17 protein-coding genes are annotated in these 17,206 nt (G+C 63.7%); 9 read left to right on the forward strand and 8 right to left on the reverse strand.

Annotated elements, in window-relative coordinates:
* The first annotated feature begins 19 nt into the window (after positions 1 to 19).
* The 3 genes from MJ205_RS10035 (at position 20) to MJ205_RS10045 (ending at position 2,997) form a co-directional block, all read left to right on the forward strand.
* On the forward strand, positions 20 to 1,789 hold the full coding sequence (locus tag MJ205_RS10035) for a cytochrome c biogenesis protein DipZ (RefSeq protein ID WP_239812308.1): 1,770 nt from the start codon (positions 20 to 22) through the stop codon (positions 1,787 to 1,789).
* Positions 1,790 to 1,863: 74 nt separating this feature from the next.
* Positions 1,864 to 2,241, forward strand: coding sequence for a nuclear transport factor 2 family protein (locus MJ205_RS10040; protein ID WP_239812309.1), 378 nt, complete (start codon positions 1,864 to 1,866; stop codon positions 2,239 to 2,241).
* Between the two features lie 129 nt (positions 2,242 to 2,370).
* Positions 2,371 to 2,997, forward strand: a complete 627-nt coding sequence (locus tag MJ205_RS10045) for a LysE family translocator (protein ID WP_239812310.1) — start codon at positions 2,371 to 2,373, stop codon at positions 2,995 to 2,997.
* Positions 2,998 to 3,046: 49 nt separating this feature from the next.
* Here the strand turns inward: MJ205_RS10045 and MJ205_RS10050 are convergent, their stop codons facing one another.
* A complete protein-coding gene (locus MJ205_RS10050) occupies positions 3,047 to 3,955 on the reverse strand; it encodes a LysR family transcriptional regulator (protein WP_239812710.1) in 909 nt (302 codons plus the stop codon).
* Positions 3,956 to 4,083: 128 nt separating this feature from the next.
* Here MJ205_RS10050 and MJ205_RS10055 point away from each other — a divergent pair, with 128 nt between their 5' ends.
* Together MJ205_RS10055 and MJ205_RS10060 are read left to right on the forward strand one after the other, a co-directional pair.
* Positions 4,084 to 5,265 carry a M20 aminoacylase family protein gene (locus MJ205_RS10055; RefSeq protein WP_239812311.1) on the forward strand — a complete coding sequence of 394 codons (1,182 nt, stop codon included), beginning with the start codon at positions 4,084 to 4,086 and terminating at the stop codon, positions 5,263 to 5,265.
* Positions 5,266 to 5,285: 20 nt separating this feature from the next.
* A complete protein-coding gene (locus tag MJ205_RS10060) occupies positions 5,286 to 6,293 on the forward strand; it encodes a Bug family tripartite tricarboxylate transporter substrate binding protein (RefSeq protein ID WP_239812312.1) in 1,008 nt (335 codons plus the stop codon).
* A 1,050-nt stretch (positions 6,294 to 7,343) separates the two neighbouring features.
* On the opposite strand, the gene MJ205_RS10065 is transcribed toward MJ205_RS10060, so the two are convergent.
* Positions 7,344 to 8,990 carry an IPTL-CTERM sorting domain-containing protein gene (locus MJ205_RS10065; RefSeq protein WP_239812313.1) on the reverse strand — a complete coding sequence of 549 codons (1,647 nt, stop codon included), beginning with the start codon at positions 8,988 to 8,990 and terminating at the stop codon, positions 7,344 to 7,346.
* Between the two features lie 394 nt (positions 8,991 to 9,384).
* On the reverse strand, positions 9,385 to 10,299 hold the full coding sequence (locus MJ205_RS10070) for a transglutaminase-like domain-containing protein (protein ID WP_312451139.1): 915 nt from the start codon (positions 10,297 to 10,299) through the stop codon (positions 9,385 to 9,387).
* Between the two features lie 278 nt (positions 10,300 to 10,577).
* Between MJ205_RS10070 and MJ205_RS10075 the strand changes: the two genes are divergently transcribed.
* The gene (locus MJ205_RS10075) at positions 10,578 to 11,072 is read left to right on the forward strand and encodes a hypothetical protein (protein WP_239812314.1); all 495 of its coding nucleotides are present in this window, start codon (positions 10,578 to 10,580) and stop codon (positions 11,070 to 11,072) included.
* A gap of 203 nt (positions 11,073 to 11,275) precedes the next feature.
* Here MJ205_RS10075 and MJ205_RS10080 read toward each other — a convergent pair whose 3' ends face one another.
* The 3 genes from MJ205_RS10080 to MJ205_RS10090 form a co-directional block, all read right to left on the reverse strand.
* Positions 11,276 to 12,505, reverse strand: a complete 1,230-nt coding sequence (locus MJ205_RS10080; protein ID WP_239812315.1) for an MFS transporter — start codon at positions 12,503 to 12,505, stop codon at positions 11,276 to 11,278.
* On the reverse strand, positions 12,489 to 13,031 hold the full coding sequence (locus tag MJ205_RS10085) for a Chromate resistance protein ChrB (RefSeq protein WP_239812316.1): 543 nt from the start codon (positions 13,029 to 13,031) through the stop codon (positions 12,489 to 12,491). The genes MJ205_RS10080 and MJ205_RS10085 overlap by 17 nt, the downstream gene beginning before the upstream one ends.
* A gap of 163 nt (positions 13,032 to 13,194) precedes the next feature.
* Positions 13,195 to 13,449: a hypothetical protein gene (locus MJ205_RS10090; RefSeq protein ID WP_239812317.1), complete on the reverse strand. Its 255-nt coding sequence runs from the start codon at positions 13,447 to 13,449 to the stop codon at positions 13,195 to 13,197.
* Positions 13,450 to 13,663: 214 nt separating this feature from the next.
* Here MJ205_RS10090 and MJ205_RS10095 point away from each other — a divergent pair, with 214 nt between their 5' ends.
* The 3 genes from MJ205_RS10095 (at position 13,664) to MJ205_RS10105 (ending at position 14,865) form a co-directional block, all read left to right on the forward strand.
* Entirely contained in the window at positions 13,664 to 13,828 is a 165-nt protein-coding gene (locus MJ205_RS10095; RefSeq protein WP_239812318.1) for a hypothetical protein, read from the forward strand.
* Between the two features lie 88 nt (positions 13,829 to 13,916).
* On the forward strand, positions 13,917 to 14,162 hold the full coding sequence (locus MJ205_RS10100; RefSeq protein ID WP_239812319.1) for a hypothetical protein: 246 nt from the start codon (positions 13,917 to 13,919) through the stop codon (positions 14,160 to 14,162).
* Positions 14,163 to 14,340: 178 nt separating this feature from the next.
* Complete coding sequence (locus tag MJ205_RS10105) at positions 14,341 to 14,865, forward strand: GNAT family N-acetyltransferase (protein ID WP_239812320.1); 525 nt, start codon at positions 14,341 to 14,343, stop codon at positions 14,863 to 14,865.
* 53 nt (positions 14,866 to 14,918) lie between these two features.
* On the opposite strand, the gene MJ205_RS10110 is transcribed toward MJ205_RS10105, so the two are convergent.
* Positions 14,919 to 16,376 carry a cryptochrome/photolyase family protein gene (locus tag MJ205_RS10110; protein WP_239812321.1) on the reverse strand — a complete coding sequence of 486 codons (1,458 nt, stop codon included), beginning with the start codon at positions 16,374 to 16,376 and terminating at the stop codon, positions 14,919 to 14,921.
* Between the two features lie 74 nt (positions 16,377 to 16,450).
* Positions 16,451 to 17,203 carry an ABC transporter ATP-binding protein gene (locus tag MJ205_RS10115; protein WP_239812322.1) on the reverse strand — a complete coding sequence of 251 codons (753 nt, stop codon included), beginning with the start codon at positions 17,201 to 17,203 and terminating at the stop codon, positions 16,451 to 16,453.
* Positions 17,204 to 17,206 lie beyond the last annotated feature (3 nt).

The raw sequence follows: 17,206 nt of genomic DNA on the forward strand, positions 1-17,206 counted from the left end.
AGCCACAAAAGGAGCTGCCATGGCCCTGTACCTTGTTGCCTTTGCCGCCGGGGTGCTCAGCGTGCTGAGCCCCTGCATCCTGCCCGTTCTGCCCTTTGTCTTTGCACGCCAGGGCCAACCCAGCCGCCACGGCAGCCTGCCGCTCTTGATCGGCATGGCGCTGGCCTTTGCGGCCGCCGCATCGCTGGCCGCTGCCGCCGGCGCCTGGGCGGTGCAGCTGAGCCAGTGGGGCCGAGGCCTGGCACTGCTGGGCCTGGGCGTTTTCGCAGCCTCCCTGCTGTTCCCTGGGCTGGCCGTCTGGTGGAGCCGGCCACTGGTGCAGATCGGAGAAAAGCTGGCCGCCCAGAACCCCAAGCAGCGCTGGCTGCATTCCGCGCTGCTGGGCGTTGCCACCGGCCTGATCTGGTCGCCCTGCGCCGGCCCGGTACTGGGCCTGCTGCTGTCGGGTGCCGCATTGGCGGGGCCCGGCACCGCCACCAGCCTGCTGCTGCTGAGCTATGCGGCCGGCGCCAGCCTGGCCCTGTGGGCCGCGTTGCGCATCAGCGCCGGCACCATGGCACGCCTGCGGGCCCATTGGCTACCGGGCGAGCGCGGCCGGCGAGCAGCTGGCGCCGCGATGCTGGCCGCCGTGCTGGCCGTGGCCACCGGGCTGGACAGCCGCCTGCTCGCACAATCGGGCGCATTGAACGGTTTGGGCAGCAATGGGCTGGAGAGCAGCCTGCTGCAAGCAGCGATGCCCTCGGCCCAAGCGGCGGAGCGGGCAGGCAATACCGCAGCACAGTTGGGCAACGGCGCCCTTTACACCAGCTCCCTGCCGGGGGAATCGACCCGCCCCAGCCTGGACGGCGGCACGCAATGGCTGAATGCCGAGCCGCAGTCCATCCCCGCGCTGCGCGGCAAGGTGGTGCTGGTCAATTTCTGGACCTACTCCTGCGTCAATTGCCTGCGCACCCTGCCCTATGTCAATGCCTGGGCGCAAAAGTATGCCGATCGCGGCCTGGTGGTGGTGGGGGTGCATGCGCCTGAGTTCGCCTTCGAGAAGGACCGCAGCAATGTCGAGAAGGCCTTGCAGCAGCTCAAGATCAGCTACCCCGTCGTGCAGGACAACGGGTTTCGCATCTGGCGCGCCTTCAACAACCAATACTGGCCGGCTCTCTACCTGGTCGACGCGCAAGGGCGGGTGCGCCACCACCAGTTTGGCGAAGGCGGCTACGCGGCCACCGAGCGCGCGCTGAACGAGCTGCTGCGCGAAGCCCAGGCGCCATCAGCGGCAACGGCGCCTGCGTCTACTGCGAACACGGTCCCCGACACCCAGGGCCTGGGCATGGCCGCCGACACCGCCAGCCTGCGCAGCCCGGAGCTGTACCTGGGCTACGACAAAGGCGGCAGCCTGCGCCTGGCAGGCCGCCCTGCCCCCGACAAGCCAGCCGACTACCAGCCAGCGGCGCTGCGGCTCAACACCTGGACCTTGCAGGGCAATTGGACCTTGACGCCCGAGTGGGTACAAGCCAACAACGCGGGCAGCCGCCTGGCGCTGCGCTTTGAGGCCCGCGATGCCAACGTGGTGCTGGGCGCTGCAGGCTCAGGCCCGCTGCGCTTTCGCCTGACCATCGACGGCCAGCCCCCAGGCATTCACCACGGCAGCGATGTCGATGCCCAGGGCTACGGCCAGGTCGATGCCACGCGGCTGTACCAGCTGGTACGCCAGCAGGGCCCGGTGAAGGAGCGCACGGTGGAGATCGAGTTTCTGGATACGGGGGCGCAGGGCTACGCGTTTACGTTTGGCTAATAGGTCGTGCACCGAGCGGCTGCTAGGATGCCTGCTTCCTCTTGCGGGCATCCCGCACCAGCCACACCACAAGCATGGACCCCACCCTGACCCAGCAGCTTTCCCAACTGGAAGCCCAGCTCCACCTTCCGGATATCCGCCACCAGCCCGAGCGCGTGTCGCAACTGCTGCACCCGGCCTTTGAGGAGACGGGCCGATCCGGCCAGCGCTATACGCGAGACGTGGTGGTGGAAGCGCTGCGCGCCGAATCGAATGCCGCTGAGATCGTGGCGGACGGCTATGCCGCCACCGCGCTGGCGCCCGGCGTGGTGCTGCTGACCTACCGCAGCGCCCTGCGCGATGTGCAAGGCGCTCGCAGCAAACACACTTTGCGCTCGTCGATCTGGTTGCTGACAGATGGCCGTTGGCAGCTGCGCTACCACCAGGGCACACCGGCACTCGATAGCTGGTAACGGATGGCGGGTCCGGTCCGCTCAGGCGCGCTACCGGCAGCGGCCAGCTGCGATCCGCCTTACCATGCACCGTGGCCGTGCCAGCTAGGCAGCGCCACCGCCTCTGATACCCCGCCAACAGGAGCCCCCATGCCCATCGAACTCTGGTTAGCCTTTGTCGCCGCATCCGCCGTGCTGCTCATCATCCCGGGGCCAACGATTCTCACGGTGATCAGCTATTCGATGGCGCAAGGGCGGCGCGCCAATGTGCCGCTGGTCGCAGCGGTGGCGCTGGGCGATTCGACGGCGCTGGTCGTGTCTTTGCTGGGGCTGGGTGCGTTGCTGGCCGCATCGGCCTTCTGGTTCAGCGCCGTCAAATGGGCAGGCGGCCTGTACCTCATCTATCTGGGCATCAAGCTGCTGCGCGCGGGTATTTCGCCATCCGCGCTGGCTGCCGCGCCTGTCTCCAGCTCGCGCTGGAAACTGTTTGCCAATACCTACCTGGTCACCGCACTCAACCCCAAGGGCATCGTCTTTTTTGTGGCCTTCCTGCCGCAGTTCATCAGCGCAGGCGCGCCCGCTCACCAGCAGCTCTGGATTCTGACCCTCACCTTTGTCGCGATGGCCACCCTGAATGCCACGCTGTATGCCGTCTTTGCGTCGTCTGCGCGCAAGCTGCTGTCCTCGCCAACAGCTTTGCGCCGGTTCCATATTGCCGGTGGCAGTTTGCTGTCGGCAGCAGGAGTGTGGGCACTGTTGGCCCGGCGGCCGGGGTAAGCGAAGGCGCCAGGTTGGGGACTGGAATCCGCACCAAGGCCCAGGCCCCCTAAGCGGCTGAAAACACCCCCACCATATGCCGCAGCAGTTGCGACGCCACCGGCGACAACGGCCGGCCGCTGCGGGTGACCACATGCAGCTGGCTGTGGTTGAGCACCGGGCTGGCCAGCGGCAGCGACACCAAGGTATCCAGCGCCACGCCCTGCAGCGGGATGGAGCGCGGCGTCATGATGTAGCCCAGCCCCATCACCGCAAAATCCCACAGCACCTTGAAGGAGTTGGTGGTCAGCATGGGTTGCAGGCGGATGTTCTCCTCCAGCTCGGCGGCCTGGATGTGCTTGCGCACGCCAAAGGATTCCTCGAGCGCCGCCCCCGGGTAAGGCGCCAGATCGGCCAGGCTCAACGGCCCGCTGTGGCTGGCCAGAGGATGGCCCTTGCGCACATGCACCCGCACGGACGCCAGCCGGGCATGGTGGGAGCGCAGGCGCGCATCGGCCGGCGGCTGGAACACGATGCCGATATGGGCACGGTCCTCCAGAATGCACTGCACGGCCTCCTCGGTGCCGGCGACCTTGACGTGGTAGCGCACATCGCCATGGGCTTTGACAAAATCCTGCAGCACCGGCGCCATCACCATGTCCAGGGTGCCCTCGCCCAGCACCAGGTCCAGATGGCCTGATTGCGCGTTCTTGAGGCTGTTGACCTCGGCGACAAAGGTGTCGTGCAGGTCCTGCTGGCGGCGGGCAAACAGCGCCAGCATGCGGCCGGCATCGGTGACCACCACGCCCCGGCCACGGCGCTCCAGCAGCACCAGGCCGGTGTCCTGCTCCAGCCGGGCCACCGTGCGGCTGACCATCGACGGGTCCACCTCCAGCACGTCAGCGGCGCCGCGCACCGAGCCGGTTTCCATGATCTGCAGCAGGCACAGCGCCCGCTTGCGGTCCAGCACATCGTCCATACCCAGGTTCAACATTGCTCGCCTCCGCCCATTGTTGCGATTCTTGCAACGTTTGATTGCTTGCGTTGTCATGGACGCGACGGATAGCGCTTTCGATAATGGTTTGACTTTTTTGTGACGGCCCCACCATGAACGCACCTCTCAACCCTGCCTTGCTATCTGCCGTACAGGCCCTTGCGCCTGAGTTTGTCGGCATCCGCCACCAGATCCATGCTTTCCCGGAGCTGGCTTTTGAAGAGCTGCGCACCAGCGACCTGGTGGCCGAGCGCCTGCAGTCCTGGGGCTACGAAGTGCACCGGGGCCTGGGCAGCACCGGCGTCGTGGGCCGCCTCAAAAAAGGCCAGGGCAGCCGCAGCATCGGCATTCGCGCCGACATGGATGCGCTGCCGATCCAGGAGAAAACCGGCCTGCCCTATGCCAGCACCCTGAGCGGCAAGATGCACGCCTGCGGCCACGATGGCCACACCGCCATCCTGCTGTGCGCGGCGCGCTACCTGGCCGAATCGGTGGACTACAACGGCACCTTGAACCTGATTTTTCAGCCAGCGGAAGAGAACGAAGGGGGCGCCTTGCGCATGGTCGATGACGGCCTGTTCGAGCAGTTTCCCTGCGATGAAATCTATGCGCTGCACAACACACCGGGCCTGCCGGTGGGCCAAATCGGCATGATCACCGGGCCCGCAATGGCCTCGTTCGACCGTGCTACCGTCACCTTGACCGGCCGCTCCGCCCATGGCGCCATGCCCCACCACGGCATCGATGTGATGCAGGCCGCCGCCAGCATCGTGCTGGGCCTGCAGTCGCTGGTCAGCCGCGAGGTCGATGCGCTCAAGTCGGCCGTCATCACCGTCGGCTCCATCCAGGCCGGTGCCACCTACAACATCGTGCCCGAAAGCGCGACGATCAAGATCGGTATCCGCGCGCTCAACCCCGAGGTGCGCAACCAGATCGAAACCCGGCTGCGCGACTTTGTCGGCGCCCAGGCCCAGAGCTACCAGCTCCAGGCCGATCTGCTGTACGAGCGCAAGTACCCGGTGCTGGTCAACCACGCCGCGCAAACCGAGCGCGCCCGCGCCGTGGCTGCGCAGCTGCTGGGCGCCGACAACGTGGTGACCCGGGGCCCGGTGATGGGCAGCGAAGACTTTGCCTACATGCTGGAGCACCGCCCCGGGGCCTATGTGCGGCTGGGCAATGGCCTGGGGCAGGACGGCGGCTGCATGGTGCACAACCCGCTGTATGACTTCAACGACAAGGCCCTGCCCATTGGCGCGGCCTTCTGGGCCAGCCTGGCACAGAGCTATCTGCAATAAACCCACCGAGCGAGAGCACCATGACCGCCACCCATCGCCGCCAGTTTCTCCAATACGCCAGCCTGCTGGCGGGTGCCCCGTGGCTTGCCACGCCACAGGCCTGGGCCGCCGACACCTACCCAGCCAAGCCGCTATCGCTGGTCGTGCCCTACCCCGCCGGCGGCGCCAGCGATACTGCCGCCCGCATCTTTGGTGAATCGATCGGCAAGAGCCTCAAGCAGCAAGTCGTGGTGGAGAACTACGGCGGCGGCACCGGCCTGATTGGCGCCAACAAGGTGCTGAGCGCGCAGGCCGATGGCTATACCTTCTTCCATGGTTCGATCAACGAGGTGTTTCTGGCGCCGATGCTCAACCCCTCGGCCCGCTATACGCCTAAGGATTTCAGCCTGGTCGCACCGATCAGCGAAGCGCATATCGTGCTGCTGGCCCGCAATGGCCTGCAGGCCGATTCGCTGGACAAGGTGATTGCGCTGGCCAAGCAAAGCAGCGCCAAGCCCCTCACCTATGCCACCGTGGGCATTGATTCCATCTACCACCTGATGGGCGAGGCGCTGGCCGCACGCGTGGGTGCAAGCTTGCTGCATGTGCCCTACAAGGGTGGTGCTCCGGCGCTGCAGGGCGTCGCCGGGGGCGAGGTGGACCTGGCCATCCTCCCCTACCAGACCAGCTTTGATGCGATGCAGGCGCAGGGCCGGCTCAAGATCGTGACCAGCTTTTCCAAAGAGCTGCCCGCCCCGCTGGCCCATATCCCACTGATCAGCCAAAGCCAGCAGCTGCCTGACTTTGCCTACACCATCAGCGGCGGCTACTTCGTCAAGCAAGGCTGCCCGGCCGAGCGCGTCACCTTGTTGCGCAACGCCATTGGTGCGGCCCTGCTCAACCCCGAGATCCGCGCCCGCCTGGAGGCCGAAGGCCGCACCGTGGCCCAGCCCACCAGCAACCAGGCGGCGGCCAACCAGGCTTTTGACCAATACCTGCTGCGCGTGGGCGAGCTGATCCGCACGGTAGGCCGCAAACCGGTCGCCTGAACCCATGCTGCAGCGTCCTGGCCCGTTGGGCTGGGCGCGGATTGGGATGACCGGCAGGATTGCCGGGATGGACCACCCGGCGGATCGCCCAAGACCCCTTCAGGCCATCGCAGGGAGTTGTGCGGAGGCCTAAAAGCACAAAACCGGCCCAGCGCCCCGTCTTGATCGCCAGCCCTTACACAGAGGTCTGGCCTTCTCCCAAGCCTCACGCTTTTCATGGCCGAATCCCCAAGCACTATCGCTTACCCTGAGTCGCTTATACGCCCGGCCGTGTGCCCGTGAGCACCGTCAAAATTAGTACATAATATTGCACTGCCAACAATCAGTTGCGCAGTGTGCGTGCTAGCAATCTCCACACCCAGTAACTATTGACACGAATGACCTGGCTGCCTTCTTGATGTGCGCAGCGGCAACGGGTGTATTCAAACCAGGTACCTCAAGGAATATTGAAATACTCGCGTCATGTATAGGCTGATAGCATTTTGCATAATGCGATGGGATTTCTTCTAGAAATCCATAAGCTTTCGAAAAGCTGACATTTGTTGAATTTATGACAAACAAGCCATCATAGTTTCGGCATATGATCTCGGTTCCTCTGGAGGGAGGTAGAAGTACAAGAAAAGGAAAACAACCTTGGAGCCCGCACCATGCGGGCTCTTTTTTTGTCAATTGCTGACTATTGCGCATCGCGTTTAACAGGCAAATACCGGTGGCCGCCCTAGAATTTGAGCATCGGTTTCGCCGAGTTCATGCGTACCCTCCCTCCCTCTCTTGACTTGCATGAACATCCTGATTTTCAGGATCGGCTTTCTTCTTGAATGCAATGCCGCCCCAACAGGGGCGGCATTTTTTTGGTTGAGTGCAGACGCTGCGTAAATCACAAAGCTCTGTGCCCTATCAAGCAAGCAGTCGTCCCTGGAGACGCGACTCGTAACTGCTGGTAGCACTCAGCGCAGGGACTGAACACTGAGGCTTGGGGGCATGGAAACCAGCCCACAACGCCCTGCCACCGTGCAAACCCAGGCCCGCACTGCAGCTTTCACTCACCTATCAGTGCTGACCATGCTTGCGGCGCACCACCACCAAGCCCAGCGCTACCAGCAGACCGCTCAGCAGCCATTGGCCCCATTGCGACAGCGATGGCACGGGGATGGCGGCGCCAGGTTCTGGGACGGGTTCGGGCTCAGGAACCGGCTGTGGCGCTGGCTCAGGTACAGGTGTCGGAACAGGGTCTGGCGTTGGCGCGGCGATGGTCACATCGGCAGCCGCCGTGCTGCTGCCACCGGTGCCCTGTACCGGGAAAACGCTCTCCTGCGTGGCGGTACCGCTGACCTGGCAGACAACAGTCTGACCTTCAGGAATCGTAGCGGGAGACGTCCAGGCGGCACCGTTGCTCGAACATGCGGCGATCTGCACACCCGCAGGCAGGCCGGTGACGGTGCAGACGGCATTGGCCATCGCTGCTGTGCCGCTGTTTGTGCATTGGAAACTGCCGCTGTAGGCATCACCCTGCTTGCCGGAAGCAGGCAGGCCAGCCAGGTCGATGCGCACATCGGCAGCGGTGGTGAACAGCAACGTGGACGTGTTGTTCGCCGTCACCGTCTCGCCGTTCACGACAGGGTTGACAAACGCCGTGCCCGTGGCCGGCGCAGCACCGGTGGCACGTACCACATCGATGCTGTAGCTGATCTGCCCTGTCAATGCCGCCAGTGGCGGGACCGTGCATGCAAACCCATTTTGCGGCGCCGCCAGGCTGGTGCAGCCGTTTGGCAATGGCTGGGCGGTGTAGCCCACGGGTAGCGTCACGGTGGCCATCGCCTGCGCGGTGCTGGCGGTGTTGCCCAAGTTCTTCACTTGCAACGTATAGGTCTGGGGCGTGGCGGCCAGCGCAGCAGGGCCGGTGAAGCTGACAGCCAGATCCACATCGGGCACCGCCTGATTGCAAGCACCATCTTCATCCAATGCCGCCTTGGCGAACGCACTGATGATCTCGTTGGAGCGGGCCTGGGTGGTGTTGCTATCGGTACCAAAAGGCGAGGCATCTGCAGTCAGGAAGGTGCAGCTCCCCCCGTTCATCGCCGATTTCGGCACAAAGAAACCATAGGCGGAGGTACGCGCTGCAGCCACCGGAACGGCAGTGCCTTGCGGCAGGTACAGCGCGTTAGGGGTCGGCACATTGCTGATGGTCAGATACGCCGCGCCCTGCAAGGGGTTCAGGCTGCTGAAGCTGGCCTGGTACGGAGAGGCAGTATTGAGGGGTGCCGCGACCTTGCCGCCCACCTGTGTCGCAGGGAGGCTGATACCCCATTGGGTGGCATCGTTGAGGATTTTCACGATCGGCGTCAGATTGCCACTGACCGCGCAGCACCCATCGGAGAAGATGACAAACGCGGTTTCGGGGCGTGTTGTCATCGCCGTTTTCAGCACTTCAATCTGGTTGACGTTCAGCGGCTCAAATACCGTCGTTACCACCACCAGCTTCTTGCCGTCAAAGATAGTGGGATTCAACGGGGCCTCCTGTGACAGCCAACCCCGGCCATCCACCCAACCTTCGCCAGGCTCGCCGAAGCGGTTGGTCAAACCTCCAGCGGTAAAGGTCAGGATGTTGAAGTTATCCGGAGTGGCTTTATCCGGTGTCAGGTAAAGCACCTCTTGCGCCAATGCGATGCCCGGTAACGCCGCAAGCAGTGCGAACATGGCTGCCGCGATAGCGCGTTTGGCAGCAGCCCATCGCTTAAACAACTCTTCAAATAAGTTCATGGATTTCCAAAGGGTAAGATTTGCGCAAGAATTGTCACAGAATTAACAATTCACTTACCCTTGGATACCTAAAATGTGTCTCCTATGTCGATGGGAGTTGTTTATTTCATACAAATGGGTGACCAGACTCGCGCCATCCGGAGCAAAAACGCTTGTGAGCGCGTGGAACCTGGACGCCCAGTGTTGAAATTCGCTCCCTTTTTGATGCTGACTGGCGCTCAGGCCCTACTGCGTGAAGTAGCCGCTGTCAATGAGCCTCGGCTTACATATCAACACGCACGGGCCCGCAGTGGGCTTGAGCACCGACTGAGTGGCGCGTGTCTGCAAGGCATCACACCTGCGCAGTCGACAAACCCTGAGTGGTATGCACCGGCATCTGCCACTGCGCGCCGTCCTGCTCGGCCACCACCTCGATGCGCGGCGGCTCGCTGGTGACGCCGCCAAAGATCGTTGCAAACGCAGCGTCGGCTGCGTCGCGCCCGGTGGCCAGCCGCATCATGCCCATCGGGATGGCCGTGCCCGAGGGGTCAAACAGGTACCAGCGGCCACCCAGGTAGACCTCGACATAGGCATGAAAATCCGGAGGCCCCAGCTTCGGATCGGCGCCATAGTCGGTACCGGTCACAAAACGGGCTGGCAGGTTGATGGCACGGCACAGCGCGATCATCAGGTGGGCAAAATCGCGGCAGACGCCCACACAATCGACCAGTGTGTCCATCGCCGAGGTCGTGCCGCATGAGCTGTTGGAGCGGAACTTCACATGCCGCTGCACCCAGTCACACACGGCTTGGGCCCGCGCATAGCCGGGAGCCAGATTCCCGAACAGGTCGTAGGCAAAGCCCGCAAGCCGGTCAGATTGGCAGTATCGGCTGGGGTAGATGTAGTGCAACACCTCCAGCGGCAACTGGTAGACAGGGACCTCGGCAATCTGCGCAGGGTCATCGCTGTAGTGGCGCATCTCCACCGTTGCTTCGTAGTTGACTTGAAGCGGACCGGTCTGGGCCTGCAGCCGCATGCTGCGCTGGCCGGCGGCGTCCTGCTGCAGCGCCCAGGTGGCACCGCTTTGGTTGACGGTCAGCCGTTCATGCGCCACGGTCTGGTGCGCGGTGAAGGCGGGATGAAAGTTGAAGAAGAAGTCGGCGCTCGGAGTCAGTACCGTGTAGGCAAGCTCCAAAGAGAACTGCAATCGGATCATGGCATCGGTTTCTGGGTCATCATTGAGGAAGATTTGTGGCAGTGCGTGCATGCCGGTGCGCATGCAAAGTGCACGCCGCTGCGCTAACTCCAGTGTGCGCAGCGCCGCCATTTCCGTCTGTCAGGCAAACGCCCTGCGCTGCTGTGGTCCCAGGCGACAGCCTGCAAGGCAGCGTTGACAGGGCTGCGCAGGTCCGTCGTACTGGTGCTGCTGCGCTTGTCCTACGGTGTGCGCCAGGGCTGCGTTGCACCATGGAGTGGCGAGGACGGACACCAGCCGAACATGCGGGATCCGCCCAATCAATCGGAATATCCACTCAGGAGCACGACATGACCCATCCCCAGGACCCCAACAACAACCTCAACCCGGACCCAATCACCGATGAGCCAGGTGCGCATCCGATTGGCACGGGCATCGGTGCCGCTGGTGGCGCCGTTACCGGCGCAGCAGCCGGCTCGGTCGCAGGGCCAATTGGCACCGCTGTCGGCGGTGTGGTCGGCGCCGTGATTGGCGGCTTGGCGGGCAAGGGTGCTGCAGAAGCGGTGAACCCTACCGCAGAAGACGCCTACTGGGCCGATGCCTATCAGCGCGAGCCCTATTTTGCGCAGGGCTATACCTACGATGACTATGCCCCCGCCTACCGCGCGGGCTACCAATCGGTGCGCGACGGCATTGTCGATTGGAACGATGCTCGCAGCGATTGGGAACGCCGCTGGGAAGCCGAGCGCGCGGAGAGCCGCCTGGGTTGGACTCAGGCAGAGCCTGCCGTGAAGGCAGCCTGGGAGCGTGCCAACCGGTCTTACAAACAGACCAATCAGGGCTGAAGCGCTACGCGCTGATGCATACGCCGCGTCAGGCATGCCTGGCGCGGCGTTGCTGCGTGGAAAATCAGACCATTGCAGGGGCCTGCAGACCAAAGCTGTCTGCGGTGATCATGAGGACTTGGCATGTTTTGGCACAGAAGCCGAGGTGCAACCTGGTTCTACCAGCCCGGCCCGCGCCCTGCGCGCACCGGTTTAGAAGTGCATCAAGCCCGAGCGCGCCGGCGTTGCAGCAGCAAGCCCAGCGCTGCCAGCAGTGCAAAACCTGCACCACAGACAAAGGTGCCCCGGTAGCCGAGGGTATCCCAGAGAAGGCCGGCGATCACGCTGGCCAGCAGCAGCGCCACACCGGTGAGCAAATGGAAAATGCCAAAGGCGGTGCCCCGCAGTTCAGCGGGCGCGCTGTCGGCCACCATCGCGTTGAGCAAGCCCTGGCTGAACCCCATATGCAGGCCCCACAGCGCCACGCCCAGCCCCAGACCCAAAAGTCCCGGTACAAAAGCCAGCACCAGATCGGCAGCCATCAACAGCCCCAGGCCCGCGAGCAGCACATCCTGCCGGGGACGGCGGTCCGACAACACCCCCGCTGGATACGCGGACAGCGCATAGGCGATGCCCATCACGACGAGCACCGCAGGCGCCCACATCGGCGGCAGACCTGCCGACTGTGCACGCAAGATCAGAAATGCCTCGCTGAAGCGTGCCAGCGTGAACACCAGACCCAGTCCCACCACCATCCAATAGGCACTGGGCAGGCGCAGCAGTTCGCGCTTGCACAGCGGCCACTGGCGGGGTCTGGGAGCGACCGGCGCGGCAGGCTCCTTCACAAAAAATACGAGCACGGCCACCGCCGCAAATGCGGGTAACACTGCCAGCCAGAACACCTGCTGGTAGTTGTCAGCCGTCCACCACATCAGGCCAATGGCCAGCAAGGGACCGGTGAAGGCGCCGATGGTGTCCAGGGTCTGGCGCAGACCGTAAGCGGTGCCACGCAGATGCGGCGGCGTCACATCGGCCACCAGCGCATCGCGTGGCGCGCCGCGTATGCCTTTGCCCACGCGATCCACAAAGCGCGCGCCCACCAGCCATTCCAGGCCGCCGGCCAGCGGAAACACCGGCTTGGTCAGCGCGCCCAGGCCATAGCCCAGCACGGCCAGCAGCTTGCGCTTGCCAAAGCGGTCACTGATGGCGCCGGAGAACACCTTGACGATCGAGGCCGTCGCCTCGGCGATGCCTTCAATCAGCCCCACCGCCAGCACCGAGGTGCCCAGCACGGCCACCATGTAGATGGGCAGCAGCGCGTGGACCATTTCCGACGAGATATCCATCAGCATCGAGACAAAGCCCAGCGCCCAGACGCTGCGCGGCACCGCTCGCGCCCCGCGCGGCAATGCGCTGCCGTCTGCGGGCTTGGGGGTTTCAACGGTTTTCGTCATGCGCGTCATACACCCGTTGGGCGTAGGCCTCCAGCAAGGCTTCACAGTGCTGCAGCCGCTCGGCCGCTGTCACGGCCAACGGTGCATCGTAGAAATCCAGCTTGCGGATCTTCTCGTACCAGGCCTGCAGTTTCTTCAGATCGGTCTCTTCTTCGTCCAGCTCGGCATAGGTGAACTTCTCGATCGCGATTTCCTTGGCGATCTCGGCCTCGAAATCCTGGCAACGGCCCAGCAGCTCGCGGTACTGGTCATCCCGGTCGGCCTTGAAGCGGGTGATGACCTTGTCCTCCTGCAAGCGGTCCAGCGCCACCGTTTCCAGCAGCACACAGTCCCCATCCATGGCCGCAATGTCATTCTCCAGCACCTTGAGGCGGCGCACATGGTCGTCGGTCTTGGGCAACAGACATACGCCGTTTTGCAGGTATACCGCGCCGAGCGCCTTGAGGCGCCGCCATAGCGCCATCCGCTTGGCGGTGGGTTCGGCCGGGACTTTATAAGTCAGCAGCAACCATTTGATGGAATCCATTGCGCATCAAAATTTGTGACGACCGTTTCATTGTATGTTTATCAACAGATACTCTCCACGGTGCCTGATAAAGGTATAGGGCTGTTGCAGTGCGCGCGTAGCTGCGAAAGCGTTAAAAAAAGCCCCGCATGTGGTGCGGGGCTGGCAGGGCATCGGAGGCTAGTCAGGTATCGGATTCCGGCGCCAGATGGCCGGGCCCGACCGAGAGGCAGTCTTCTTCGAATGCGGCGACCGCGTCATCGAGCGCCTGCGTAATCCGGGCTGCCGCCTCGTCGCTGGCTGCCAGCGCGCTGTCTACGTTGAAGATGGCCGCAGCATCGGTGATGCCCGCCAGATACGCCATCCTGAACAGCTTGCTCTGGTCAGGTGTGACGACGGTGATCTGCAGTTCCGACAAAGACTTTGCACGGGATCTCATACAGCCTCCTCTTCGGGCGCATCGCCATGACAATCAGGTCTGTGCCTCCGGCCCTCCGTCCGGCCGTTTGCAGTCATCCTGAAACTAGTGGAAACATAACATAGCTAGAGCAGCTTGTTTCACATGGCACGGCTGGGGACAGTCACTCGCGGCAACCGCCGACATTTTTTGCCCTGCGGGCCACGCAACATCAAGGCCATCGACGGAGATAACCATGCCATCCCCCACCACCCCACCGATGCTGACGATGCCCACGCGCCCCCTGGTCGCACTGGGAGGCGCCAAACCCAAACGCTATGTGCCTGCAGCATCCACCGACGTCAGCAGGACCTTCGATAAATACCGCAGGCTGATCGCGCTGCAGAACGCCAGGAAGTAGCGCGGATCGCCCGAGGCCGCGTTCAGCCCACGGCAGGGAGTTTTGCAGAGGGTCCCTAGGGAGCAACTAGCACGACAGTGACTAACGGGTGGTTGCTGAAGACCAGTGCCACGCCGCTGATCACATCAGCCTAAGTACGCCCCCTGGCCATGGCCAGCGTCGAGCGCCCGCCAAAACCAGCCCCGGGGTCCTCGCCCAACTGAATCGGGCTCTGCAAGAAGCGCTCAACGATGCCGATGCCAAGGGGCGCCTGACCACGCTAGGCGTGCGCAGCAAGGACGAGCTGGACCGCTATGGCGCGATGTTCAGCGCGATTGGTTTGAAGATTGATTGATTTTTTGAGGGGTCTTGCACGGAGCCAGTCGTGATGACCCCATGCAAATGCTGAGCGGCGCGCAGGATGCGGCTCGGCAGCTCCGCATTCTGGGTCCACAGCACTTCAGGACAGAACTACAATGCCAGGCCGTCCGACCTCTCCCCCAGAGAGCACGGTGTGCATCTGGAGCCCCTGTATGTTGATCCGCCCTGCCCGCCTCAGAGACGCTGCAGATTTGCCAGCCATTGAAAAGTCTGCCGCACAGCTGTATGACAATGCCGCCGGCCTGGCCTGGCTGGCAGATGGCCCCCTGATCGCGCAGGCTGAGCATGAAAGCCGCATCCTCCAGCAATCGGTATGGGTGGCCGAGGCCGATAACGGCATTCTGACCGGCTTCATCAGCACCGAGATCTTCGGCACCGAGCTTCACCTCTGGGAGCTATCCGTCCACGCGGACTGGCAGCGCAAAGGCATTGCCACCCTGCTCATCGACAGTGCTTACCGGCATGCGATCACGCAGGGTTTGAGCGCGCTGACGTTGACGACCTTCTCAGACCTCGCGTGGTGTGCGCCTGCCTATGCCAAACGGGGCTTTGAGCAGCTGCCGCAGCCGGGGCCACGCCTGCAAGACACGCTGGACGCGGAGGCCTTGCATGGGCTGCCGCCGGAGCGGCGCATCGCGATGCGGCTTCCGGTAGCCAGGGTCACTGCGCCGCGCTGATCAAGAGACGGCGCGGGCCTGCGCGTTAGCGCAGTTGCAGCCAGGCTGCTCCGTCAATCCGGATTCTTCATGAAGTGAAACCGCATCAAGGTCCGCTCGCGTGCCCGGCCGTGGTCCACCACCGGTTGCGGGTAGTCGCGCCCCAGTTGCAGACCGCAGGCCTGCTGCTCCAGCGGCTTCATCGCCGCAGGGAAGTGGATGTACCGGTCCGGCACCTTAGCCAGCTCGGGCAGGTAGCGGCGGATGAACTTGCCATCCGGGTCGAAGCGCTCCGACTGGGTGATGGGATTGAAGATGCGGAACCAGGGCTGGGCATCGCAGCCGGTCGAGGCCGCCCACTGCCAGCCGCCGTTGTTCGATGCCAGGTCATAGTCATTGAGGTGCTGGGCAAAAAAGCGCTCGCCCGCGCGCCAGTCAATGCCCAGGTCCTTGGTCAAAAAGCTGGCCACCACCATGCGCAGGCGGTTGTGCATGTAGCCGGTCTGCAGCAGCTGGCGCATCGCGGCGTCCACCAGCGGGTAGCCGGTGCGCGCCTCGCACCAGGCCTGCCACAGCTCGGGTGCATCGTCCCACTGCACCTTGTCATAGATGGGACGAAACGACTGGGTCACCACCTGCGGGTGGTGCCAAAGAATCATCGCGTAGAAGTCACGCCAGGCCAGCTCCGACAGCCAGGTCTGCGCGCCCTCGCAGCCCGTACGCGCCTGCGCCACGGCCAGCGCGGCCAGTTGGCGAATCGACACGGTGCCAAAGCGCAGATGCACCGACAGGTAGGACACGCCCTTGACCGCCGGAAAATCCCGGGCCTCCTGGTAGGCCGCCATGCGCGGCAAAAAATCCTGCAGCAGCTGCTGCGCGCCCCGGCTGCCGGTAGGTATCTTGAGCGATGCCAGATTGCTGGGCGCAAAACCCAGATCGGCGAGCGACGGTATCCCTTCGCCCTGGGGCAGCGCCGCCAGATGCCCGGCATAGCGCGCAACCGGGTAGGCCTGGCACTGGAAGGCATCGAGCTTATGCAGCCAGGCGCGCTTATAGGGGGTGAACACGCTGTAGGGATGGCCTTGCTGGGTCAGCACCTCATCGCGGTCCAGCAGCACCTGGTCCTTGTAATCGCTGAACGCAATGCCGGCGGCCTGCAGATCACCGGCCACGCGCGCATCGCGGGCGATGGCCTCGGGTTCGTAGTCGCGGTTGGTCAGCACCTCTTGCACGCCCAGGGCCTGCGCCAGCTGCACCACCTCTTGCGCAGCCGAGCCATGCCGCACCAGCAAGCCCGCGCCAGGCGTACCGCTGCCCGCTGCCAGCTGGCGCAGGTCCTCATCCAGCGCCAGCACGCTGGCATGGATAAAGTCCACCCGCCTGTCCTCGCGCGTCGGCAGCAGGTCCAGGATGTCGGTGTCAAAGACGAAGACGCAATACACCTGCTCGAAGCGGCGCAAGGCATGGTAGAGAGCGGCATGGTCGTCGCAGCGCAAATCGCGGCGCATCCATACCAGGGCGCGGCTGGCCATGGTGATCGGTTTCCTGTTCTGGCTATCTATCCGGTGATGGGGATACGGCAGCCTGCTGCTTGCCCTGCGGCTGCTCAGGCATGTGCATGGTAGTAAGCCAGGCAATCGTCCACCGTGCCCCGGTACTCTATTGTGCCCTGCCGCAGCACCAGCGCATGCGAGCAAAAGGACTTGAGCAGCTGCTCGTTATGGCTGGCCACCACGAGAATGCTCACCCGCGACATCAGTGCATGCAGGCGCTTTTGCGCCCGCTCCTGGAACTTGGCATCCCCGGCACCCACGACCTCGTCCATCAGCAAAATATCGGGCGTGATCGCCGTGGCCACCGCAAAGGCGAGTTTGAGCAGCATGCCTGCAGAATAGGTACGCACGGGCATGTGCAGCCGCTCGCTCAGCTCGGTAAAGGCGCCAATCTCTTCTACCCAGTCAGCCGCCTGCCGTTTCGACAGTCCCATCACAATGCCGCGGGTAATGATGAAATCGAGGCCCGAGGCCTCCGGGTCCATGCCCAGCATGATGTCAGTCAGTGCCGAGACGCTGCCGTGCTGGCACACCTCACCCCGGACCGGCTCATACACCCCGGATAGCACCCGCAGCAACGTGGACTTGCCCGCTCCGTTGTGGCCGATGAGGCCAATGCGGTCGCCCGACTGCAGAGACAGGTTGATGCCATGCAGGGCCTGCACGGAGCGCATCGGCGCCGGCCCCGCAACACGCCTGCCACGCAGGCCGCCGAACCGCACCAGCGTATTGATGAGGCCCAGGCTTTGCGCATCAAACACAGGGAACGCAATGTCGACATCGCGGAGCTGGATGAAGGGTTGCATACT

The sequence above is a fragment of the Comamonas sp. B21-038 genome (assembly GCF_022387135.1).
GTDB lineage: Bacteria > Pseudomonadota > Gammaproteobacteria > Burkholderiales > Burkholderiaceae_C > Comamonas > Comamonas sediminis.